The sequence below is a fragment of the Paenibacillus phytorum genome, assembly GCF_013141715.1.
GTDB classification, from domain to species: Bacteria; Bacillota; Bacilli; order Paenibacillales; family NBRC-103111; genus Paenibacillus_E; species Paenibacillus_E phytorum.
The window spans coordinates 37,100-61,722 of sequence record NZ_WHOA01000099.1; the positions used below are offsets into that span (position 1 = coordinate 37,100).

Here is a 24,623-nt window from a genome sequence, read left to right on the forward strand (position 1 = left end):
ATTATGGATTCATAAATTCGATATACACAAGCATTCGCTTTAGTAGCACGGCTGTCTCAGCTCTTGTCGTACTGGAATTCGGAGCAAGTCTTCCCTGCTCATCTCCCTGCATAATTTTGGCGGCAACTACACTCGCCAATGCGGCCTGAGCCCAGCTCCCAACTTGCCCTGCATCATTAAACTTGCCAAGAACCATTCTCGTATCGGTCGGCAAAGCTAATCTTTTACCTGTAAAAGAGCTTACTCGTTCGAGCACAACGGCTATTTCCTCCCGAGTTATGTTCGCCAAAGGCCGGAACGTTCCATCCTCATACCCATTCATCAGCCCAGCTGCATGAACAGCACTGACTGCTTCTGTGAACCAGTTTTCCTCCGCATCCGCAAACGACCGCTCTTGCAACGAACCTTCGCTTTCCAACGCAAGTGCTCTAGTTAACATAGCCGCCCATTCCGCCCTTGTGACAATTCCATCAGGATCGAAGGCTAGCTCTGACTTGCCTTTCACGATCAATTTGGCTGCCAAAGCTTCAACATCCTCGCGAGACCAGTGCTGCACCAGATCGGCAAAAGAAGGCTTTACCTGCAGCAGCGCATAGATACTGTTACCACGGCGTTTCAGCTCAATCGTCGTCTTCCCACCCGAAGAGGTGACAATCGTAGGCACCGGCGTATAGCTGCTAGTATCCGGATCGTAATAAACGCCGACCGTCGTCTTCGCATCCAACTGACCGTCAACATGCATAGAACGGCTCACATATCGCTCGAAGGATGCGACAACCAGCTGCTTACCGTCTTCGCTCTGCGCATTCAATTCATAATGAAGCGGCTCACCGATCAGTGCTGCTCCGATAGCGATAGCCCCATCGCGTATAGCAGCTACAGTAACAGCATCTGCTTTCGTGATCGATAGCGTCAGTGTAAAATTTTCCAGACTTTCCTGCAGCAACTTCCCTATCTTGTCGGTACGAACTGCCTGCAGCGGAAGCTTGTAAGAGCCGAACGGAGTGACGAATTCGAGCTCCAAATCCGCTTTCCTAGTCGCCAGTTCTGTGAGCTGAGCGCCTGTTATGTCTAAGGAATAGGTAGAGCCCTTAGCATTACCCGCTTCAATTAGGACTTTTCCACTTGCAATCTGCTGATCTGTAATCGTCACTATGCTGCCATCGTTGAGCGTAAGAGCCACACCTTTGGCAGCCGAATTACCGGTCTTGACTTCAGGTTGTACCGCTCCGACCTGGCCAGGTCCCCCTCCCGTTTGGCTGTCTCCATCAACGGATTCGCTCCAATCTCCACCGCTGCTATATGCAGATACGATTAACTCTGCGCTCGCTGTCCATGACTTGTATGTCGCCGAAATTACCGTAGTTCCTTCACTATAAGCACTAATCATTCCATTGGTAGTTGTGACTGCGACACGAGGATTTGCAATCAGAATGTCCGCTCCTGCGGTAACATCGATATTCGTACCTTTGTAAACGAGTTCTACAACCGTTTGCAGTCTATCTCCTTCCGTCAGACTGTAGCGCGTCTTATTGAACCGAAGCCGTGGCTGTGCATAAACTCGTAGTTCCACAGAAGCCTCTAGCGTACCTGCATAAACGGCACGGATGACCGTGCTGCCTTCGCTTATTGCCGCAATCCCTCCTTTGACATCTACCGTCGCCACTGCCTCATCGTCGCTGTTCCATTGCAAAGGAACTGCGCTGATCGGATAGCCATTCTGATCGATAAGTTTTGCCGACCACCTGGCTGATTCTCCGGCTGTCAGCGTTTCCGAGGAAGGTTCGATGACAACTCCGCTTGGCCGTTTGTTGACCAGAAGCTCTCTCGCTTCGGCAGCCTTGGCTGCGTAGACTGGCGTTACCAAATCCTGAGCGAACACTTCGATCATATCGCTTCCCATGCTCGCTGCCTTGCGAATCGCTTCGTAGAGATATTCCGGATTCGCCTTCTTGACCGAATATACGTCTATTAGCTGTCCCTGCAGCTTCATCCGGTCGGACGCCTCCGCCCAAATTTCAATGCCTTCATTGCCTCGCTCGAACCAATCCTCGTAGGTAATATAGGCAATCTGCGAATTCAGACGGGGGCCGAGCTTATCGAACGCATAGTCCCTAAGCTCTCTTGGAATCTCGTTATTGCGCTGCTGGGTAATATAATTATTCAGCAATAGCGCAATCGATTTGTTCGGAAATGCTTGATTATAAGCATCAATCATGCGCTTCCACGCACCAATCAGCTTATCCGGCGTATAGCCGATTCTGGTCACATCATGATCGTTTAACACCAGATTGGTTTCCAGACCGTTACTTAAGGAAGGTCCGGTTACCTGCACCGCTCCAATCGCCGCTTCATCGGCATAGCGAGCTGACAACGCCTTTATCATATTCTCCATAATGGACAAATACACGGGATCCCACGGAACAGGAGCTGAAGCATCATAGCTTCCGGGATCAACCAGATCCGTGACCAGATTCCAGTTGAACTTGACTGCTCCTTTGGTGTATACCCATTCAGGAACCCATCTTCCAGGTAAAATAGCGATCTTAAGCGGTTTGCCATACTTCCTGCTCAGATAGATCATCTCATCGATGTAATCCCAATTGTAGACACCCTCGGTCGGTTCCAAGACAGACAGGCCGGAGTAATAAGTAATACCGTCCACATGCCCGGAAGCGATAGCTTGTTCAGCCGTACTGCTAGTCAAATCATTGTTGCGAACAATAACATGAATACCTTGTTCACCGTGATGGGCCGGAAACGGTTCCGGAGGATTCGTACCTGCTCCAGGCTCATCCGGTACTTCCGGCAAACCTGACACAGAGAACGGCGATTGCTCAGTGCCATCACCGGTGAATTGCAAGCCGGATTTCAGATACATCGCCGGTCTTACTCCACGAGTTCCGGTTATCGCATTGCCATTGAGCGGAACCTTCAAATCAGCAGCTACATATCTGACCGCATTCGAATTCTGCGATACCGCATCACGGGTCCAATAAGGAGCCGCTATCCCCGAATTAGCCGGGTCATAGATTGAATTCGACTGTTCCAAAGCTTGGTCCGTCGCATATCCAGTTAACTTCTCAGGGAAGCGTTCTACGACATATTCCTTCAGTTCCTTCAAAGAAAGCAGAAAGACGCTGTCCGTAGTAAGTCCATAACGTGCGGAATCATAATTAGCTAGCGCCGTGGATACGGAAGCGTCCAGAAACTGATGATCCCCTGCCCCGCCATTCTTCAAGCTATCATCTACGGCAGCCAGCATATGCCGATGGGTAACAGGTACGATCACAGAGCGTTCCGCTGCCGTCATATTTCCCTGCGACAGGAAGCCTTGTTCGCCAGCATAAGCATTGTAGCCATTCCATACGCGGAATGTTCTGGGTGATAACGCATTCCACTGAACCTGTTGCTGATGACTGTTCAGCCAGTCTCGCATATTGCTTTCGCTCCAAAGATTGGAGCCATTTCCCTTACGCGACGTACCGCCTCGTCCTCCCGGATCGTCACCGGATGCATCGAACGGCTTAAGCGAAATAATGCGGTCGGCAAACAACAAAAATTCCTTGTTGCCATCGCCATTTACATCCTCAGCATGAATAACCCGGTACTTCACAGGCTCATTCAAATAACTCCCGAACGATACATATTTGCCAATCATCGCATCTACCGGGTCTGCTTTTCTCGTCACAGAGAAGGGCGATTGCTTCGTGCCTTCACCAGTGAATTGCAAGCCGGATTTCAGATACATCGCCGGTCTTACTCCACGAGTACCCGTTATCGCATTGCCATTGAGCGGAGCCTTCAGATCGGCAGCAACATATCTGACCGCATACGAGTTCTGCGATACCGCATCACGGGTCCAATAAGGAGCCGCTACCCCCGAATTAGCAGGGTCATAGATTGAATTCGACTGTGTCAAAGCTTGGTCAGTCACATATCCAGTTAACTGCTCAGGGAAGCGGTCTACGACATACTCCTTCAGTTCCTTCAAAGAAAGCAGGAAGACACCGTCCGTAGTAAGTCCATAACGTGCGGAATCATAATTAGCTAGCGCCGTGGATACGGAAGCGTCCAGAAACTGATGATCCCCTGCACCGCCGCTCTTCAAGCTATCATCTACGGCAGCCAGCATATGCCGATGGGTAACCGGTACGATGAAGGAACGTTCCGCTTCCGTCATATTTCCCTGCGACAGGAAGCCTCCTTCGTCAGCATAAGCATTGTAGCCATTCCATACGCGGATTGATTCAGGTGATAACGCATTCCACTGAACCTGTGGCTGATCACTGTTCAGCCAGTCTCGCATATTGCTTTCGCTCCATAGATTGGAGCCGTTTCCTTTGCGCGATGTACCGCCTCGTCCACCAGGATCGTCACCGGATGCATCGAATGGCTTGAGCGAAATAATACGGTCGGCAAACAACAGGAATTCCTTTCTGCCATCGCCATTCACATCCTCCGCATGAATAATCCGGTAATTCACGGGCTCATTCAAATAACCCCCGAGTGTTACATATTTGCCAATCATCGCATCTGCCGGACCAGCTTCCTCGGCGGCTGCACCTGTGGCAATTGAGCTGAAAGCGATTGCAAAAGTAAGTAAAAGAATCGCTGTGCGGACGAAAAGTCGCCTGTTTAATCGGTTCATGATGCCCATATTTTCCTCCTTGTGATAAGTTATCTGAAACTAATGTCAGTATACGAGGAAAAAGATCGGCTTCCTATTACACTCGTATGACATATTCAGTCTCTTTGATGACCTATGGGCTCATCATGAACGCCGTATTCTGAAGCACATACAATAATCTGAGCGCCTCCTCCTGCTATGAAGACTAAAAGTGTAACCCGACAGGAGGTGTCCCCAAACAGAATCAACGCGGTGAAATATGCTAATGCCATCATCTACAGCGTAATGGAAATAGTAGAAGAAAATGGTTTGAGCCCGCCATCGCAAATAAGAAGCCGGTCCTTTTGGACCGGCTGTTTAATCTATTATATGGATAACTGGCTGCCCTTCTTCAGATGCAATATTTGCTTTTCGCCGATATCAGCCAAATTGCGGAACTCATTGATTGTTTCTCGCATTTTTGGCAGAGCCTCCTGTTTATAGGTACTAATCGAGTCCAGAGCAGAAATTACATCTGTAAATGCCTGTTTTAGAGTATCAACTGAAATGTTGGATTCAATCGATTTCTTATGAATTTCGGCTCCTTGCTCTTTCAACATACGCGAAGTAGCAGTTATTATATTGCTAGTTACTTGGTTCAAGAGCTCAACTTTCTTCAAAGCGATATTTTGATTGTATAGGGCGCTGGCAACCATTACAGATATCTTCAATGCGGAAATCGTTACGGTCTTTGAGCGATCGACAACACGCATCATCTGCCTATTGTTCCGTATAACCAGTTCCATTGCCATAATGCCCTGTTGGTTTACAACTAACATCTCTTGCAAGTCCATAACCCTCTGTCTTAAGGGGAAAAGGATTTCCTCTATAATAAACCGAATCTTTTCTGGATCTTCATTCCGAATCTTTGCCGCTTCGATTTGTAACTCGATGGATTCGTCCATTAGCGTTCCAAGCTGAATTTCCTTTCTAAGTTTCTTGGATAATTCACGCAAGGATTGTTGTTCGAACTCCAGTGTGGTGTTGTCATTCTTGAGCGTGGACTTTCCCTTATCTAAAGAAACGATGATATCTGCAATGATGCCATCTGCCTTTTCATATTTAAGGAAGTAGCTCCGAATAGGGCTGAAGAACTTACCAAGGATGCCGATTTTGGCGAAATCAACGAGGCTTGGGTCCAAATCTTTTATTTGTGTGTGCAGGTCTGCTAATCCCTTGGCTACTTGCCCGCCATCTTCGCCAGCTTTTGAAAGATTACCGACCGACACTTGCAGTAACGCATTTTTAGAGGAAGACAATTTCATTGTATCTACACCGAATGTATCGATCGATTGTAGAATTTCCCTCCGCTTGTCGAGCGAATCAAGTTCCATTGACATGATCGTAGCTACATTAGAGTCAGCAAGCTCTTTCAACTTGGCGATTTCCTCGGGGACCGGCTTAATCTCATGTTCGATCACTGCTTTAATTTCTTCAGGATTGGCTATTTCCAATGTGAATGACATGTGAATCCCTCCTTGATTTGAATTACATTTGGACGTTGAACAGGTTGCCGAGTTTATACACCACATCATCAGTGTCTGCATTGATGCTTGCAGCTTCGTTGATACTAGAAATGCTTTCGAGGGCTTTGATGTTTGCGTTATAGCCGATCGTATAAATGGGGACTTTATAGATTTCGACTAATCCCTTTATGTCCTTGAGAGAATGCCCTTCGTTTGTCTCGCCATCGCTCAAAACAAAAATGATTGGCTTCATATTCGGATTAACAGCCAATTCGTCTTGAATCATCTTTAGGGCAACAATAATACCGTCAAAGGTTGACGTTCCACCACTCGCCTGGAGGCTATTGACCGCGCCGACGAACATGGACTGCTGATTTGTGTCGTACTTCGCGATCGGGAGTTTGATTGTTACACCACTAGAGTAAGAAACTAGGCCGATGCTGTTGTCTTTGCCCAAGTATTTCTGTCCTTTGATTAAGGACTCTTTGAGGCGATTGAGCGGCGCCCCCGCCATGCTTCCGGAAACATCCGTTACAAATACCGCGACAATTGGTTTGGTGCCATTTTTCTTTTCTTTCCATACTTTTTGAGCAGAAGCTAGAAGGTTACCGTCAACAGGCGCGAGTTCAGACTTGTAGTCTTCGAGGCCGTTAAAGCCCTTTTCTTTCGCTGTTTTTTGGTATTTCTCTTGTGTTACGAATTCAGCAAATTTCTTTATTACATCGAGTTTATTCTGTGGCAGGTCCCCTAATGCATAGAGTGGGCTATCATGCCTTACGCCAAATGGTGTGAACACATAGCTACCTTTAAGGTCCGCCGCGTTGACATATGTCTGATACTCCAAGACAAACCCGTCTAGAGCGCCAGACTTGGCAGCGTCACGCATTTGGATTGTTGTGGACGCGGTGAACGGTACATTGGATTGGAATCTCTCGAAGCCTTTAACCGCTTTCTCCCCCAATATGTTGGAGCTGTCGAAGGTGTTCAGAGCAGTAACGAGAAAGTTCAGGCCAGTAGAGCTGGCGAATGGATCAGTATATCCCATTGCGAACTCGTTATTGGAAATCGCTTCTGTGATGGTTTTGACATTCACTGATCCGTACTTCTCTACCAAAGCATCATGTTTTGCTTTTGAAATGACGATCCCCGGCACGTTTCCTACTAAACGCTTTGTAATTAGCTGAGTCTTGATGCTATTTGCCTTTACGATTTCTCCCCATAACTCGTTGGATGGAGTGAATGCGTCAGGAATGTATGTACGGGATTTGATATAGTCCGTCGCAGTACCTGAAGCAATATTTCGTATCTTCACGGAAGCTGGTTTGCCGTTTACTTCAATCTTGGCTTGATTGAACTCCGTTGCCACTTCGGTTAACCAACCATCAACACCGGTCCCCGACTTTTCTGTAGAGGAGAAGATCTCTACAAAATTATCCGTTGTGCTTCCCACTGTTATTGGAAACTTCGAGATATCCGGAAGTGTTTCAGCTACATCAGCCGGATTAAGGTCTATCTGTCCCTTTACTGGCTTATCCGTGGCAATAGAAATATCAGAGTAAAGTTCGGATAACCGTTCTCCTGCATTTTCAGCTGCGACCTGAACACTGGATTTCCCAAGATTTGCAGTCAGTTTCACACCTGCATACACAAGTCCGAATACTAAAACAATGATAATCCCCGATAGGAAGAAGCTCTTATTTTTCATCTAAGTCACCTCTTATTCCTTATAGTGTTTTGTTTGTTTTATCAACGAGTCTATTTCTTGCATGCACGGCATCTGCTCTATGTCAGCGAGTTCTAAACTGTCCAATCGTGAGATTTCCATCAAAAGTTTGTCTATTTTCAACAATATTTCTTCGTTTGTACTGAGAGAATCTTTAACGAACGACAGGAACTCGTTATACACCATCGTCTTTTCTGCGATGAGATCTGAAGGTAACCTCGACGATCCCTTGAGCATGACAATCTTGTACTCGTTCTCATCGAATACATGCATTCTGCCCAGTATGCTGCGAATGTTGAGATAGAACAAATTCTCGACTTCTTGCGCCACAGAAGTGAATTTCTTATAAGTGAGTTCATTAGGATCAAACCTTTGATTTAAAAGTCCTGACAGGGTCTCCATTCTTTTTCTAAGGCGCTCGAGCTGTCGAAGGGCTAGCCCAATATCGCTCTGCAATGTTTTGACTCCTTTATAATGAGAAAGGGCATCTATATATTCATTGAAAGTCCTGATTTCTTTCACTGGTTTAACTGACGGTAGCTTGAAGATCAACATGTTGGTCGCGTACGATAGAGCGAGGATACTGGCAAAAATTATTGTCACACCTGAAGCAGTTTCAAGAGCACTACCGCCGATCTCTATCCCAATAATCCCAGGTGAAAGGACCGCAATATTAAAAACCACTACACCTAAGATGATTACGACAAGTTTTAAATGATTTTTGCTTAGCAATTCTTACACCCCCCTCGTTTCGAATTACGATTAATTTGTTTCACCCGCCTCGATTACTACCTATATATATATATTAGCGGCACGTGCTCACATGATCATTTGGAACCGTTTTGTGCTGATTATCAACGGTATACCATTCGGACTCATACCATCAATAGCTGCTGCAGAAGTATCCTTGCACGGTGTTAGTTGATAAATATGTTTTGAAGCCCAAAAATAAATTACAAATAAAGTTTTGAGTCGTTGCTTTGATCAAAAAGGCTGAATTACAAATAAGCTTTGAAGTACTTCTTACAATTTAATAAACCAACAAGGAGCAGCTGCCACAGTAAAACTGCTCCTTATTCATTAAACTAAAGTTCCCCGTTAGTTCAGCGGTCTAAAATCATGAGGGTTGCGATTTATCATCGGTTTAATATTTTTCCCTTGCATTCACTACGCCCATCAACAATGGCTAAAACCAAATGGCACATCTTTTATAAGGAGCATATTGTGCCCGTTATCTTAATCGCCCAGGCTGTCTTGCGTTCAAGTACTTACCAACCCACCTAAAAATGTATTCGTTCGTTAATCTAACCTACCATCCTCCTCCACCACTCCCACAAAAATAATAAACGTTCACCCAATAGAGTGAACGCCTACTAAATTACTTCAAAACTTTATTTGTTACTTCAAAACATTTAAAGTTCTGAAGTGATTGTTTCGTACAAAAAGGCTAAAATACAATTAAATGGCGAATGTTTCGCTCTAACTTGATTTCACTAAAAGTCTCTTATCTATTTTTGCAAAGAAAAGATTTTACGGACTTGCTCATTTCTCAACCAAAGGCCTCCCCAAACTAACACTGCAAGATAAACGGGAAACAGGATCGTAGAAAAAAGTGGGGCATCTAGACGAACCTGTGTCGCAATCACGCCGCCAAAATAACCGGTCAACACCACTGCACCCAAGATCGTTGTACGAGGTAATGCATAAAGAATAGTAGAAAGAAGTCCGAGTATGCCCATCAAAAAAATATGATGTTCCTGGTAACCAAGCGATACGGTAGAATCAACAACAAACGCAGGTTTAAATAATTTCATGATACTATCAAGCAGCATAAACAAAATGGCTATTCCGCTCATCACTCTTGCCGTCCATAGTCGGCCTTTAGAAATTGTTCTTGTCATCGTCCATCTCTCCTTTTAACTGACTCCCTATTGATTACAAAAATATAGAAACACAAATGAATGATACTTATTTCTTTTAGCACGCCTGTTGAATAGCCACTTTTCCAGCGTGACCCTCGAACATACCTTCCGCAAACTTACTGTTTGGTAATCATCCACGTGACACCGAATTTATCTACGACTTCTCCATAATAAGCACCCCATGGCTGAAGAGCGAGAGGATATATGCTTTCACCGCCCTCGCTTAGCTTGGCATATGCCGTTCTGGCTTCTGACACATCGTCATAGTTCAAAGCAAGACTGATGCTGCGGTTATACGAAACCGGCTCGAATGAATCGGAAATCATTAACGTACTCGTACCAGCCACTGTCAAAGCCAAATGCATGACTTTATCCTTCATCGCCTCGGGTGTTCTCGGCGTCTCACCGAATGTGGTGAGAAACTGAATTTCGCCACCGAGTGACTCGACGTAAAAATTCGCCTGACCTCTTGCATCCCCCGACATCAAATAAGAGTGAATTTGTGCTCCCATAAAAGTTCAACAACCTTTCCACTTGAATTTGTCCTTCTATGAATACGACGAGTGAACAATGGTGAAATCGACAAAGGAATTAACTATTTTTTTATATTGTTTTTTAGCTTGTAAATTGGTTACGAAATGTATCTTCTTTGTGATGCCAAACCAAGCATAACTGCCAGTTAGCGGTCAGCACACATTAAAATTTATTACAATTAATTTTCCTTTCGAAATAAAATACTCAACTTCTTAGACAACACCATAACGTAAAATGTTTCCATTACGCTTAATGCACTTTTGTTGTAACTTTTCCTGCCCGATAGTTGAATAGGAACCAAAAAGAAGCCGCCTCAAGGCAGCTCCTCTTCCGCTATCGTTCTACATTAGAGTTTAACAACTTTATATTTTAAAAAATAGCCACTTTAATTTTGCCTGATGCATCACTAAGTTACAGTGCCAGACTGGTTTTCCATTTACCACATGCTACTAACTTAAGCTGCTCCATGTGGGCTTTTTCTTACCAGAAAGAAGTAAGCCAACATCGCTGCGGTGCTCGTCAATAAAATAATTACGCCCAGCGGAACGGCAGTGTCTTCACCCGCGATGCCGACTAGTGGAGAGACGACCGCTCCAAGCAAGAAGGGAATGACACCAAGTAGCGCAGCTGCGCTGCCCGCCATATGACCCTGGCTCTCCATTGCAAGCGGGAATGCCGCCGTTGATGTAATGCCGATTGCCGCTACGAAGAAAAACAGCGGAATCACCAATGCGAAAAGCGGTCCATGAGCGATGGCCACCACTAAGACAGTGACGCTTGCCAAACAGGCAAGCCATAGGCCGAACAACAGAAATGCGTGTTCGGATACGCGATGCGACATCCGCCCGACCAGTTGGGAGCCGATGATCAGGCTGATGCCGTTCGATCCGAACAAAAGAGCGAAGACGGTCGGCGAGGCCCCGTAAATATTTTGATAAATAAAGGGCGTTCCCGAAACATACGCGAAGACCCCCGCGATCATAATGCCCTGTGCCAGCATGTAGCCGACAAACTGGCGATCTCGCAAGAGCGATCCGTAGTTCCGCAGCTGCTGCACGAAATTGCTGGGCCTGCGGCGATCAGATGGCAGAGTCTCCTGTAGCCTCCATTTTGTCATCATCAAGAGGTAGATTCCCAGCAGTGCGAGCGCTATAAATACGCCAATCCAAGCAGTGAAAGAAAGAATCCCACTACCGGTAACCGGTGCCACGAGCGGACCCAAATTACCGACAAGTAAGAGCAGCGAGAAAAATTTTGTGAGCTCGTTACCGCTGTACAGGTCGCGTGCGATCGCGCGTGAAATGACAATGCCCGCCGCAGCGACAAAACCTTGCACGAACCGGAATGCGATCAACAGCCCGATATTTGGCGAGAATGCGCAAGCTAACGAGGCGACGACATAAACTGCCATGGAGATTAGCAGCGGGTTGCGTCTACCATAGACGTCACTCAGCGAACCCATGACGAGCTGACCGATGCCGAGTCCGAGTAAACAAGCGGTCAAGCTGAGCTGCACTAGCGAAGCCGTCGTATCGAATTGCTTCACAATCTCCGGGAACGCCGGTAAATACATATCGATAGTAAAAGGCCCGAGTGTCGAAAATAAACCGAGCAGCAAAGCTAGCCTAACCACATGCTGATTGTTCTTGTTGGTCATAATAAAGAGAATCTCCTATTCTTCATTCCATATCCAAGACTCTTAATCTCTATTTATCGTTTTCGATTTTTCACAAGATCCGGAAGCAGGCTTGTACGTTTCGAAGCAGAGAGTCTACTTTTCATCCTATCACAACTGTACTGATTCCGACAACAGATTAAATGTGCGAGCTGAATCTTAATATACGTTTATCCGCATCATTCATAAATCTTTTAAATTTCATACAAAAACCTCCGAATTTTTCTCGTACCACTTGTGACGATATTTTTCCAGAGACTGCTGTGATCCTCATTTTGATAAGCAAATCTGCCCGTTCGTTAATGAAATCAAAAAAGGAGCTGCTTCAAAACAGCTCCTTCACTAAAGTTTCTCGTTCGTGTATTTTGAAAAAAAGAATTAACCCCCCACTTGAAGATAACTGTCCGTTACTTAAATGAAACCATCCATATATGCCCATAAAAATAAAAAAACGCTCTGCTAAACGCGGATCTCTGTTTAGCTTTGCCTTTGTGGTTAAGAAATTAACTTCAAACCAACCGCAGCGCTTAATACCATTGCGATGAACATAATCCGCTTCCAATCACTGGATTCGCCATAGTACAGCATCCCGACGACTGCGCCGCCAACTGTACCGATCCCTGTCCAGACCGCATAAGAAGTGCCCATCGGCAGGCTTTTCATCGCTTGGCTCAGAAGCGCGAAACTCATGACTATGCCTACTATGAAAATACTAAAGGAGCGGATGGTTTTCGCTTTATTTATTTGGTTCATGCCCACGACGCCTACGACCTCGAACATCCCGGCAAACATGAGGAAAATCCAACCCATTAGACTGCAGCTCCTTTCTTATCTTGCTCTTTTGTCACAAATTTGAGTCCAAATACCCCGGATAAAAGCAGCAAAATAAGGATTACTTTAAGAAACCTGAACGGCTCTCCGAACAGCAGCATTTCCACCAATACGGTGCCGGCTGTCCCCATTCCTGTGAAGACAGCATACACGGTCCCCACAGGAAGTTTGGTAGACGCGCTAATAATTAGATGAAAAGAGATATACATCGCAATGATCGTGCCTATCCACATCATCATCGTATCCGCATGTTTTAAACCCGTAACCCATATCACTTCAAAAAAAGCGCCGATAAATATATAAATCCAATTACGATTCATGTGTATGATCCTCCTGCTGTATTACGATTTGATGCCACGCCAGTATACGAACCAGGAAGCTTCAATCCTTTTAAGCGACTTTTCAGCTCCACCAAATAACAACTCTACAAACATGCCATCCAGTACAGCAAGGAAAGCAACTGCCGCCATTTCACTGCTGACATCTGCATGAATTCTACCTGCTGCTATCGCTTGATCGAACAAAGGAATTAACATCGTTTCAAGTTTATCTAAATAGTTATAGCCTTGTTTGACAATCTCATCGTAGAGATGGGAAGGCGGGAAAAAGGCAACTCGCAAGAAAAATTTGGTGTTATCATCCTGTTCGTAGCAATCTTTATATTGGATAAGAAAGCCATAAAGAAGCTGATCAATCGAAAGATGCTTATGGTGATCAAGATACTCGACAACAAAATTCAATTCCTTTGCTAGCACATCGTCAAACAGATCAAGAAAAAGTTCATCTTTCCCCTTGAAATGTGTATAAATGGATTGTTTTTTGATTCCTACCTCCGCAGCAATATCTGCAAGTGACGCACCTTCATATCCGTTTTTGGCAAACTGAGTGAGGGCTACCTCTTTGATTCGAGTTGCAGTCATTGGATCCATCCTTCCGAACGTTCGTCAGGAAGATTGTATCACGTTCTCCGTCTTGGGGCAACAACAGAAAAAGATTGCCAACCACCTAGCCAGAATGGCAGGATAGTAGGCAATCTTATTTTGCTTAGATGTTTCAATTTATATTAGCTTTGATAGCCGGTCTCTTCATTTCTATTCCCAACTTTAACAGTAACATCTTTCGTTTGACCATCACGAGAGATTGTTATTTTCAGTTCGTCTCCCACGGCCGCGGCTTGCACAGCTTTTGTGATGTCATCCGTACTTGAAATGACTGTGCCATTCACATTTAAAATAACGTCATATTGACGAATGCCCGCTGCAAAAGCTGGCGTGCCTTGCTGCACTTCAGCAACTATCGCACCTTTTGTGCTGTTAATTTTTAAGTCTTCTAGCATATCATCCGAAATATTTTGTAGAGCTACGCCGATGTATGGTGCTGGCTCTTTGGGAATCGTTTCGTTATTTTTCAGTTTATCTACAACAGAACTAATCGTACTTGCGGGAATTGCAAATCCCATTCCTTGCGCTTCAGCGTTTACAGCTGTGTTGATACCGATCACTTCACCATTCAAATTCAAAAGTGGACCGCCGGAGTTACCTGGATTAATCGCTGTGTCAGTTTGCAGCAAATGTTTGTAATTTCGAGTACCCTGCTCATCATCGATGCTGATCGTGCGCTCTTTGGCGCTTAAAACGCCCGTAGTTACGGAGTAATCGAAGTCATACGGGTTACCGATCGCAACAAGCCAATCCCCCACTTGCGTAGTGTCGGAGTTGCCTAATTTCAGGGAAGGGAAAGCTTTATCCCCTTGAATTTTGAGCACAGCCAAGTCTAGATCATAACTGCTTCCAAGAAGCTTTGCCGTAAATGGTGTGTCATAACCTTGCACGTAGACATCGATTTCGTCTGCGCCATTAATAACATGTTCATTCGTTAAAATATAACCACTCGAGTCGAAAACGAAGCCTGATCCAATCCCATTTTCAATGGTATCTCCGCTTTCGGTACCTTGCCCCAGTGTGTTTCTTCTATTCTGCCCATTATTCGTCTGTTTTACTTTCGTCTCTATTTTGACAATGGCTGGACTCGCCGTTTGGACAATGGCTGAGACACTGTTCGTCCCCGTTGGGGTTAATGATGCCGTTTGGACATTCGCTGCCACCGAGTTGGCTGCACCTGCAGCGACGCCTGATTGAACAGGCCCGGCATCATAGCCAAACAAATTCATCTTATCCGACGTAAACATCAACCCACCGACAACGACTGCACCAGCCATAAAAGCTGCAAACATAGATCTAAATTTGCTGCTCCCCGTCTTGTTTTTAACCTTTATATCATTTAAGTTAATCATTTTTTTCATATCTTCATTCATACGATTACCACCTTTCGTGCGCCATTAATTTTATTGGTGTTGATAGATAGAAGTATAAGGCGCTAACCTGAAGTGTTACTTAAGTTTGGCTGATAGGCATATGAAAGTTAACTGAAAGTATGCTGAAGGTGTCAATTGGCGCAAAAAAAACCTCTTGTTTAACGAGAATTGTTAAACAAGAGGTTTTTTGTTGTAGTCATATTGAATAGCCTGCAACTCTGCATATTTCGAAAGAGTCTATTCTCTCTCAAATTGAGAGAGAATATATGCATATTCCAACGGTCTACTATAAATTTTGCGTTTAAAACCGTACTCTACTCATGGAAATCTCTTCTTTTTATATGATAACCTTAATTCCGACGATAAATTGGAGCGCCAAACGGGGATGAGCCCGCGCCACCATCTACGCTAATTTCAGCACCCTGGACAAATGAAGAGTCATCTGAGGCCAGGAATAAGGCAACATTTGCGATTTCCTCCGGTTCACCCAAACGATTCAACGGAACCGTACGAGCGAGTACGGGCTCCAATTGTGCTATTCTTTCAGGCTGTCCCCAAATTGGCGTTCGCGTTGCTCCTGGCACGACAGTGTTCACTCGAATGCCGCGCGGTGACAACTCGGAAACCAGCACGCTCGCCATACTAGTGACTGCCCCTTTACTCGCCGCATAGGCTGACGTTCCCGGACTTCCTGCCTTGGCAAGAATCGAGCCGTTTAAGATCACCGAAGCCCCCGCCTTCAGATAAGGCAAAGCAGCTTGAACAGTGAAAAAGACTCCGGTAACGTTAACCTTGAGTATTTCCTCAAAAACGGAAAGCTCGGTTCCTCCCGCTGGTGTTTGACCAGAAATGCCCGCATTTGCGAATACCACATCCAGGCAGCCGAATTTTTCAACCGCCGCGGCCACAGCTATTTCCGCACTTGTTGGATCGGCGGCATCAGCCTGCACGGCAAGAGCGTTGGTGGTACCAAGTTCCTCCACTGCCGCGTTTAACGCGACTTGATTGCGGCCAGTAATAACGACCTTTGCGCCTTCTGCCACAAACAATTTTGCGGCTGTCAAGCCAATACCGCTACTCCCCCCTGTAATTAATGCAACTTTCCCATTCAGTTTTCCCATATTCTATTGCTCCTTTGTGATTAATAGTTTTCGTCTCTTCAGTTACTATTTCGAGAACGATCATTCACAAAATAACAAAAAAATTTAGTTTATCTTCAAAATTGACATTGTTGTTTCAATTATTTGCTTTAGTTTCTCTCTGTCGTCTGTCGTCTTCGCCAAAACCCGAAGCCCAGTTAATGCATTATTAAAATAACACGAAAGCCATTCCGCATTGAGCGTTTTGTCAAGTTCACCTGATTGTTGACCTGCCTCAATAAGCTCACGTATCAATTGCTCAAAATAGGTCAAGCTCTGATTGACCAAAGCTCTGGACTCAGAATCATGTGGGGCCAACTCGACAGCGGTATTTACCATCAGACAGCCTTTTGGAAACTCGTCCTCATCCCGTCTGATTGCCATTTCTAACACCAACCTAATAGTTTCTTCTGCAGAATTGGTGCCTTTTATAATGCTTTTAACCGATTTATCTATCAAATCACTATATCGCTTTAACGCCTTGATATACAAGGAATGCTTATCGCCAAAGGAGTCATACATGCTTCTCTTGTGAACCCCCATATGTGAGACTAGGTCCATCATGGATGTCTTCTCATAGCCCTGTTCCCAGAATAACTGCATGGCTTTGAGCAACACCGTATCCTCATCAAATTCCTTGGTTCTAGCCATTCTAGTGACTCCTCCTTTCGATTTGATCTTATCATATTGAGAACGATCGGTAAAGAATTAATTACATCTTAAGACTCCATAACATTTTTTATGTAAACAAATATCCGAGTTCCTTCCTGCTATTATTTTTATTTACGAAATTAACGATTCAATTAAAGCTAAAATTGCAAAAAAAAATAACCTATCAATCAGGTTATTTTTTAAAGTTCCGAAATTCCTTACCTACTATCTCAGGTACCGCAAAAGGTTTGGTAAGGACGGTCTGATAACTCAGGCAATGTATAGTAATCAGCCTGTTCGGTGGAGTGCGCATAGGGTCTCGAAAGAACATCAAGAAGCCGCTCCATCACGCTGTAGTCTCCTTGTTTCACCGCGGCTTCTAGTGCGTCTTCTACCCGATGGTTACGGGGGATTATCGCAGGATTGCTGCTGCGCATCAACTGATTTGAGGAATCTTTTGTTTCCTGCTGCCTGCCTAGTCTCTCCTGCCACTGCTCATGCCATTGAACAAATTCTGTGGTGCCGAATAGGGCTGTCTCTTCTGGCTTATCAAATGTTAATGCACGGAAAGTATTGGTATAGTCCGCATTAAACTTCTGCATCATAGTGAGCAGGTCTTTAATAAGAGATTCATCCTGCTGTTCTTCATTAAAGATTCCCAGTTTTGCCCTCATGCCGGCAAACCAATTGCGGTGATACACCTCGGAAAAACTTGCAATTGCATCCTCGGCTTGTTTGACTGCTTGCGCCTCGTCGTCATGAAGCAACGGTAGTAGGGTTTCAGCAAATCTCGCGAGATTCCATGCGGCAATATATGGCTGGTTACCATAGGCATAGCGACCCTGCTTGTCAATGGAACTGAATACCGTTGCCGGATCATAGGCATCCATGAAGGCGCAAGGACCGTAGTCAATAGTTTCTCCACTAATCGCCATATTGTCGGTGTTCATCACCCCATGAATAAAGCCAACGAGCTGCCATTTGGAGATGAGTACGGCCTGACGCTTGAACACTTCCTGAAGTAGTAAAAGGTAGCGGTTCTCAGCAGCAGCTTCAACTTCTGGAAAATGTCTTTGCAAAGTGTAATCAGCAAGGGCTCGGAGATCCTGGACACTGCCAAATTTAGAAGCAAACTGAAAGGTTGCGACGCGCAGATGACTCGCAGCTACGCGGGTAAGAATGGCACCGGGCTGCTCGGTTTCACGGAATATGGACTCACCGGTTGTTACCACGGCTAAGCTGCGTGTTGTAGGAATACCAAGCGCATACATGGCTTCACTGATGATGTATTCGCGCAGCATCGGTCCAAGTGCCGCTCGACCATCGCCCCCGCGGGAGTATGGCGTCCTACCTGAACCCTTCAACTGAATATCAACCCGCATACCTGCGGGAGTGATCTGTTCGCCAAGAAGATGTGCCCGGCCGTCCCCTAACCGGTTAAAATGTCCGAATTGATGCCCTGCATAGGCTTGGGCAAGAGGCAAAGCGCCTTCAGGAATCTCGTTGCCAGCCAGTACCGCTGCACCATCATTGCTTTGCAGTGATTGGACGGTTAACCCCAAGGATGTTGCCAACTGATCATTAAGAATAATTACCTTCGGTGAGTGAACAGGAACTGGATTAATTCTGGTAAAAAGTGATTCCGGTAGCCGAGCATAGCTGTTGTCGAAGTTCCATCCGGTTTCTATCATTGGTTTATTCTCTGTCATCATAGCTCCTTTTTCATTTGTCTTTTGTATTTTTTCTAACCGTTAGACTTATCTTATCACAGTTCTCAGCAATCAACTGCAACGCTTTGTTAGCTCTTACTATTATGTCCCATCGTGATGACTACACTTCCCTTTTTGTGTCCTTTATCAACATATCGGTGAGCCTCGGCAGTCTGCTCCAACGTATATCGTTGATCGATGACCGATTTTATATTCCCCGCCTCATACAGCTCTTTAAGGAAGATTAGATTTTCTTTACTCTGCATTAATCCAGCAGTTGTAAAAATAGCTTTTTTGCCGCCTAACATTGAAGTCCATAACATTTGCAGCACTATGGAAAGCGTAGGGACAGTAGAAAGATAGACACCCCGTTGCGTTAGCGATCCTTTACACTGAGCAAAAGAACGCTTGCCTACCGTGTCGAAAATAACATCATAAGACTGGCTTGATAATGTAAAATCCTCTTTGGTATAGTCTATTACCTTATCAGCTCCCAATGACTTCAACAAACTTACATTCGTGGTACTGCATACCCCCGTAACTTCTGCCCCATAGAACTTGGCAAGCTGAATCGCGTGAACACCCACCGAACCGGAAGCGCCATTGATCAGGACTTTTTGTCCGCTCTGAATCTTTGCCTTATCTCTAAGGAAAGTCAAGGCAGTTGTTGCCCCATCACAAACGGCGACAGCTTCTTCATAAGACATAGAGGACGATTTGATTGCTAGTGGTGCGTCTTCAAACAGACATTTGTACTCGGCATGAGCACCAGAGATCTTTGCACTTAAACCAAAGACCTGGTCACCTACTCTATATAATTTCACATCCTTACCTACTGCCTCAATTTCCCCGGCTAGCTCAAACCCCAGTATGGGGTTTTTCGGTTTGCTAAGACCGTAAAAAAGTCTGACAATATACGGGTCTCCCTTTCGAAAGGCGCAGTCCGCTGGCCCAACTGTTGCCGCACATATTCTGATCCGTACTTCATTGTCCTTAGGGGTAGGTTTTTCTACCTCCCTAAGCTGAAGAACATCCGGTGATCCGTATTTGGTGCATACGATTGCTTTCATTCGGGTATTCATGCATTTTCCTCCTCGAACTGTACGTTTACTTTTACATAATGTAAAGTTTTATATACACAATGTAATTTATAATATACTTTGTGTCAAGATTAATATGCACTGGCTTGTCGCTTATTTTGCCGATTTTCGCCTTTTGTTTTTCCACGGGTCATTTTTCCAGATAAAATATCATAAGGTGTTAATTGAACCATTGAACCATTCTTCGTGAGGCGGGTGAACATATTGTTCGAGCAGAACGATCATGGATCGAAGTATTTTGAGAAAATGTTGAATATCATTGATGTCGGTGTTCATCTGATTGATAACAAGGGAATAACCATTTTTTATAATGATAAGATGGCTGAAACCGATGGTTTTAAACGGGAACAAGTTGTAGGAAAGAACTTCTTCGACCTTTTTCCTTCCCTAACGAATGAAACAAGCACCTTCATAAAAGTTTTACAAACAGGTATCGAAATACGAGAAAAAATTCAAACATACGTGAGTGTAACGGGGAAACGGATCACTACCATTAACAGTACATATCCTCTTTTGGAAAATGGCGAAATCATCGGTGCTTTAGAAGTGGCAAAGGATATAACAAGCATTGTTCATCTCCACGACCAAATCCTTGATCTCAGGCATCAAATCTACGAATCACCGTCAAAAGATAAGAAAACCGCCAGCTCCGCCCGATACCATTTCAGTGATTTAATTGGCAAAAGCGAAACCTTCCTACATACAGTCTCCTTCGCCAAGAAGGCTTCGCGTACTAGCTCGCCTGTTTTGATATCCGGACCTACCGGTACCGGTAAAGAATTGTTCGCCCAGAGCATACACAATGCTGGAGCCCGCCGAAACCGTCTATTTATTGCTCAAAATTGCGCGGCAGTCCCCAACGAGCTGATGGAAGGCATTATGTTCGGAACTGCAAGAGGCGCGTTTACTGGCGCTATTGACCGTGCTGGATTATTTGAGCAAGCTAACGGCGGAACTCTTTTTCTGGATGAGCTAAATAGCTTGGATTTATTTTTGCAAGCCAAACTATTGCGGGTGCTTCAAGACGGGATTGTTCGCCGAGTCGGGGGAACCCAGGAACAGCAAGTCGATGTCCGCATCATTACCGCTATGAATATAGATCCGAAGGAAGCGTTAGACAAAGGATTACTGCGCAGCGATCTCTTCTATCGGCTAAATGTCGTGAATCTGTACCTTCCTCCTCTTGTGCAAAGAAAAGAAGATATTCCTCTGCTCACTTACCATTTTATTGATACATTTAATCACATATTCGGCATGAAAATAACAGGCATTACCCCAGCTGCAATGAATAGCTTAATGAACTACCATTGGCCCGGCAATATACGGGAATTAAGCCATGCCATCGAATCCACCTACAATATGATGGAACTGGAATGTGAAATCATTGAAGAAAATCACCTCCCCGCTTATTTCTTAGGGAATCATTTACAAACAGCCTCAATCTCTCTAAGATCCGCTCCGTGGGGTGACCAAATGACAACTATCTCTGCCGGTAGATTGACCGATAAAATGAAGCAAATGGAAAAGGAAACCATCACCGATGCACTGGAAAATCATCAATATAACATCACGCTCACCGCACAAGCTCTAGGAATCAAGCGCCAAGCTTTACAATATAAATTGAGCCGCTACGGCATCGTGAAAAAGCCTTAACCATCATCAAATCAAGACTCCGACAGGAGTCTTTTTTGCTTTTCAGTTTGCGGGGAAATGTTGGCACGATTTTTGCATCTTCTTATTATAAGAAGACATCATTACTGGAGGTGCAATAATGGAACGACGTGACTGGAAGCAAGTCGAGCTATGGAAAAACGTAACGGATGAGCAGTGGAATGATTGGCTTTGGCAGCTGACACATACCATTCGTACTCTGGAAGATCTGAAGAAAGTAGTGAATTTAACCCCCGAGGAAGAAGATGGCGTTCGGATTTCAACGCAAACCATTCCATTAAATATTACCCCCTATTACGCATCATTGATGAATCCAGATGACCCGCGGTGCCCGATTCGCATGCAATCAGTTCCCATTTCCGCCGAATTATTGAAAACAAAGTATGATCTTGAGGATCCTCTATACGAGGATGAAGACTCCCCTACCCCTGGTTTAACACATCGGTACCCGGACAGGGTTCTATTTTTGGTAACGAATCAATGCTCGATGTACTGCAGATACTGCACTCGCCGCCGTTTCTCCGGTCAGGTGGGCATGGGGGTTCCCAAGAAACAATTGGATGACGCGATTGCTTATATTCGAAATACGCCGGAAGTGCGTGACGTACTGCTTTCTGGCGGGGATGGACTATTAATTAACGACAATATTTTGGAGTATATCTTGAAAAATTTACGTGCGATTCCTCATGTTGAGATCATACGTATCGGCACGAGAGCCCCGGTTGTTTTCCCGCAGCGGATTACGGAGCATTTGTGCAGTATTATCAAAAAATATCATCCGGTTTGGCTGAATACCCATTTTAATCATCCTTTGGAAATGACGGACGAAGCGAAAAAGTCCTGCGAAATGCTAGCGAATGCGGGAGTACCTTTAGGCAATCAGTCGGTGATTCTGGCCGGTATCAACGATAGCACCTATATTATGAAGAAGCTCATGCATGATCTTGTGAAAATTCGTGTTCGTCCTTACTATATTTATCAATGTGATTTATCTGAAGGGATCGGTCATTTCCGGGCACCCGTTTCCAAAGGTCTGGAAATTATCGAATCGCTTCGCGGCCATACCTCTGGGTATGCGGTACCAACCTTCGTCGTCGACGCTCCTGGTGGAGGCGGAAAAATTGCGCTTCAGCCCAACTATTTGATCTCGCAAAGCCAGGATAAGGTCATTTTGCGCAATTACGAAGGTGTCATCGTTGGTTACCCCGAGCCGAAAAACTATATGCCTGGCCGGGCAGACGAATATTTCAACGAAATATTCGGCATCGAGAAACAGCCGGAAAGCACAGGAATTATTGCGCTCATGAAAGATGAAAAATTTAACCTAGTGCCAGAAAATTTGCGCCGGATCGGCAGAAGGAAAATTTATCAGGATACACCGGAGCACGCGTCGTTGAAGGATCGTCGGCCAAAGAGAGATGAAATGAAGGACAAATTGATGAAAGCTCAGCAGAAAGAGATTAAGGAGGATAAAGAGAGTATTCCAGATACAGAGAATTAGAGCAATCTCGCTCGATTACCATTCGTTATCCGAGTAGCGCTGTTACAAGTGGAATAGATGGATTTCCTGTAGCTAATTTAGCGGAAATGGCCATCTTTGAGAGGATAACTGGATTTCCTACCGTTAAATCGGCGAAATCTCTCTAGAATGGCCAAAATCGGCAGAATTAACTGGAGTTTTTGGCGACAACACTAGTAAAACCCCAAAAGGCACCCATCTGGGTGCCTTTTCCACTTTCAATAACTAGATAATTCGTCTCTCGTCTATCCAAATACATGTAGCCTACTTTTTAAAACAAATCAATTTCAACTCTGTCAATTCCTGTATGGCGTACTTCACGCCTTCACGTCCAGTCCCGCTTTCCTTAACGCCTCCATACGGCATATGGTCCACACGGAACGTGGGAATGTCATTAATCATGACGCCCCCTACCTCTAAAGCTTCGGCAGCGGCAAGCGCTGTTCGGATATTTTGTGTATAAATACCCGCTTGAAGTCCATATTTGGAGTTATTAACCTGCCGTATGGCTTCCTCTATCGTCGATACTTTATTGATCATCACAATCGGGGCAAATACTTCTTGGCACGATATTTTAGATGTAGCATCAACATGAAGCAGTACTGTAGGTTGGACGATATTCCCGTCTTTCCTGTTACCGGTCGCGACTATGGCGCCAAGCTTCTCAGCTTCTGCGATCCATTGCAAAGAACGCTCAGCGTCGCGAAGTCCGATTAAAGCCGACACATCCGAAGCGGGATCCAAAGGATCACCTAAACGAAGTGTCTCAGTCTGCATTACGAATTTCCTGACGAATTCATCGAAAAGCTGCTCATGAACATAAATACGCTGAAGGGAGATGCAAACCTGACCTGCATAGGAAAATGCGCCTGTGACCGCCCTTGCAACCATGGCATCTACATCAACCCCTTGATCCACAATGAGAGCGGAATTGGAACCTAGTTCTAAAATCACCTTTTTCAATCCTGCCTTATTGCGGATTGCGATCCCTACCTCTGGACTTCCAGTGAAAGTCACAGCCTTAATTCTTTCATCTGTTACCAGGCAGTCCCCAATCACGCTTCCGCTGCCAGTCACTACGTTTAGAGCCCCTGCTGGAAGACCAGCCTGCTGCATAAGCTCTGCCAAAAACAAAGCGGATAAAGGCGTTTGACCTGCCGGTTTCAGTACGATGGTGTTGCCCGCAGCTATGGCAGGGCCAACCTTGTGCGCAACCAGATTCATCGGAAAGTTGAATGGCGTGATGGCCGCAACGACCCCCAAGGGTTGACGGATCGTATACGCAACACGGTCCTCTCCTCCGGGGGCAGCATCCATGGGGATCGTTTCACCATGGATCCGCTTCGACTCTTCAGCGGCAAACTTGTAGGTTGCGATTGTTCTCTCTACCTCGAGCCTCGCCGTTTTTAGCGGTTTAGCTGCTTCAAACGCAATCAGACGGGCGCACTCTTCCGACTTCTCACGGATCAAAGAAGCTAGCTTCTCTAAAATCGCGGCACGTTCATACGCCGGCATACCAGCCATTATAGGCCTGGCTCTTTCAGCGGCCTCAATCGCAAGCTTAACTTCGGCTGCTCCTGCCCACGCGACCTCAGCGATTTGTTCACCGTTGTAGGGAGAGAATAGGGGCCGATACTCGCCCGCTTCCACCCATTCCCCATCGATAAATAGATGCTTCTTCATGCTGCAACCCCCATCCC

At 45.3% G+C, this 24,623-nt stretch carries 18 protein-coding genes; 2 read left to right on the forward strand and 16 right to left on the reverse strand.

Going from position 1 to position 24,623, the window contains the following annotated elements:
- Position 1 precedes the first annotated feature (1 nt).
- From GC098_RS15290 to GC098_RS15360, 15 genes are all read right to left on the reverse strand, one after another.
- The gene (locus GC098_RS15290; protein ID WP_171644000.1) at positions 2–4,660 is read right to left on the reverse strand and encodes an S-layer homology domain-containing protein; all 4,659 of its coding nucleotides are present in this window, start codon (positions 4,658–4,660) and stop codon (positions 2–4) included.
- A 335-nt stretch (positions 4,661–4,995) separates the two neighbouring features.
- A complete protein-coding gene (locus GC098_RS15295; protein WP_171644001.1) occupies positions 4,996–6,135 on the reverse strand; it encodes a toxic anion resistance protein in 1,140 nt (379 codons plus the stop codon).
- Between the two features lie 22 nt (positions 6,136–6,157).
- Positions 6,158–7,840: a vWA domain-containing protein gene (locus tag GC098_RS15300; protein WP_171644002.1), complete on the reverse strand. Its 1,683-nt coding sequence runs from the start codon at positions 7,838–7,840 to the stop codon at positions 6,158–6,160.
- A gap of 12 nt (positions 7,841–7,852) precedes the next feature.
- Entirely contained in the window at positions 7,853–8,590 is a 738-nt protein-coding gene (locus GC098_RS15305; protein WP_171644003.1) for a hypothetical protein, read from the reverse strand.
- A gap of 776 nt (positions 8,591–9,366) precedes the next feature.
- The gene (locus GC098_RS15310; RefSeq protein ID WP_171644004.1) at positions 9,367–9,759 is read right to left on the reverse strand and encodes a DoxX family protein; all 393 of its coding nucleotides are present in this window, start codon (positions 9,757–9,759) and stop codon (positions 9,367–9,369) included.
- A gap of 137 nt (positions 9,760–9,896) precedes the next feature.
- Positions 9,897–10,292, reverse strand: coding sequence for a VOC family protein (locus GC098_RS15315; protein WP_171644005.1), 396 nt, complete (start codon positions 10,290–10,292; stop codon positions 9,897–9,899).
- A gap of 476 nt (positions 10,293–10,768) precedes the next feature.
- Positions 10,769–11,971 carry a multidrug effflux MFS transporter gene (locus GC098_RS15320; protein WP_171644006.1) on the reverse strand — a complete coding sequence of 401 codons (1,203 nt, stop codon included), beginning with the start codon at positions 11,969–11,971 and terminating at the stop codon, positions 10,769–10,771.
- Positions 11,972–12,484: 513 nt separating this feature from the next.
- Positions 12,485–12,799: a DMT family transporter gene (locus tag GC098_RS15325; RefSeq protein WP_171644007.1), complete on the reverse strand. Its 315-nt coding sequence runs from the start codon at positions 12,797–12,799 to the stop codon at positions 12,485–12,487.
- Positions 12,799–13,140, reverse strand: a complete 342-nt coding sequence (locus tag GC098_RS15330) for a DMT family transporter (RefSeq protein ID WP_171644008.1) — start codon at positions 13,138–13,140, stop codon at positions 12,799–12,801. The genes GC098_RS15325 and GC098_RS15330 overlap by 1 nt, the downstream gene beginning before the upstream one ends.
- Positions 13,141–13,161: 21 nt before the next feature.
- Positions 13,162–13,740 carry a TetR/AcrR family transcriptional regulator gene (locus GC098_RS15335; RefSeq protein WP_171644009.1) on the reverse strand — a complete coding sequence of 193 codons (579 nt, stop codon included), beginning with the start codon at positions 13,738–13,740 and terminating at the stop codon, positions 13,162–13,164.
- Positions 13,741–13,883: 143 nt separating this feature from the next.
- Positions 13,884–15,134: a S1C family serine protease gene (locus GC098_RS15340; RefSeq protein WP_171644010.1), complete on the reverse strand. Its 1,251-nt coding sequence runs from the start codon at positions 15,132–15,134 to the stop codon at positions 13,884–13,886.
- 350 nt (positions 15,135–15,484) lie between these two features.
- A complete protein-coding gene (locus tag GC098_RS15345) occupies positions 15,485–16,255 on the reverse strand; it encodes an SDR family NAD(P)-dependent oxidoreductase (protein ID WP_171644011.1) in 771 nt (256 codons plus the stop codon).
- Positions 16,256–16,339: 84 nt separating this feature from the next.
- Complete coding sequence (locus GC098_RS15350; RefSeq protein ID WP_171644012.1) at positions 16,340–16,924, reverse strand: TetR/AcrR family transcriptional regulator; 585 nt, start codon at positions 16,922–16,924, stop codon at positions 16,340–16,342.
- 230 nt (positions 16,925–17,154) lie between these two features.
- A complete protein-coding gene (locus GC098_RS15355) occupies positions 17,155–18,633 on the reverse strand; it encodes a protein adenylyltransferase SelO (protein WP_171644013.1) in 1,479 nt (492 codons plus the stop codon).
- A gap of 89 nt (positions 18,634–18,722) precedes the next feature.
- Positions 18,723–19,703, reverse strand: coding sequence for an NAD(P)-dependent alcohol dehydrogenase (locus GC098_RS15360; RefSeq protein WP_171644128.1), 981 nt, complete (start codon positions 19,701–19,703; stop codon positions 18,723–18,725).
- A 276-nt stretch (positions 19,704–19,979) separates the two neighbouring features.
- Between GC098_RS15360 and GC098_RS15365 the strand changes: the two genes are divergently transcribed.
- Both GC098_RS15365 and kamA read left to right on the forward strand, forming a co-directional pair.
- Positions 19,980–21,386 carry a sigma-54 interaction domain-containing protein gene (locus GC098_RS15365; RefSeq protein WP_246358632.1) on the forward strand — a complete coding sequence of 469 codons (1,407 nt, stop codon included), beginning with the start codon at positions 19,980–19,982 and terminating at the stop codon, positions 21,384–21,386.
- Positions 21,387–21,504: 118 nt separating this feature from the next.
- Positions 21,505–22,905, forward strand: coding sequence for a lysine 2,3-aminomutase (gene kamA / locus GC098_RS15370; protein ID WP_171644015.1), 1,401 nt, complete (start codon positions 21,505–21,507; stop codon positions 22,903–22,905).
- A 282-nt stretch (positions 22,906–23,187) separates the two neighbouring features.
- Here the strand turns inward: kamA and GC098_RS15375 are convergent, their stop codons facing one another.
- Positions 23,188–24,606, reverse strand: a complete 1,419-nt coding sequence (locus GC098_RS15375) for an aldehyde dehydrogenase family protein (protein WP_171644016.1) — start codon at positions 24,604–24,606, stop codon at positions 23,188–23,190.
- Positions 24,607–24,623 lie beyond the last annotated feature (17 nt).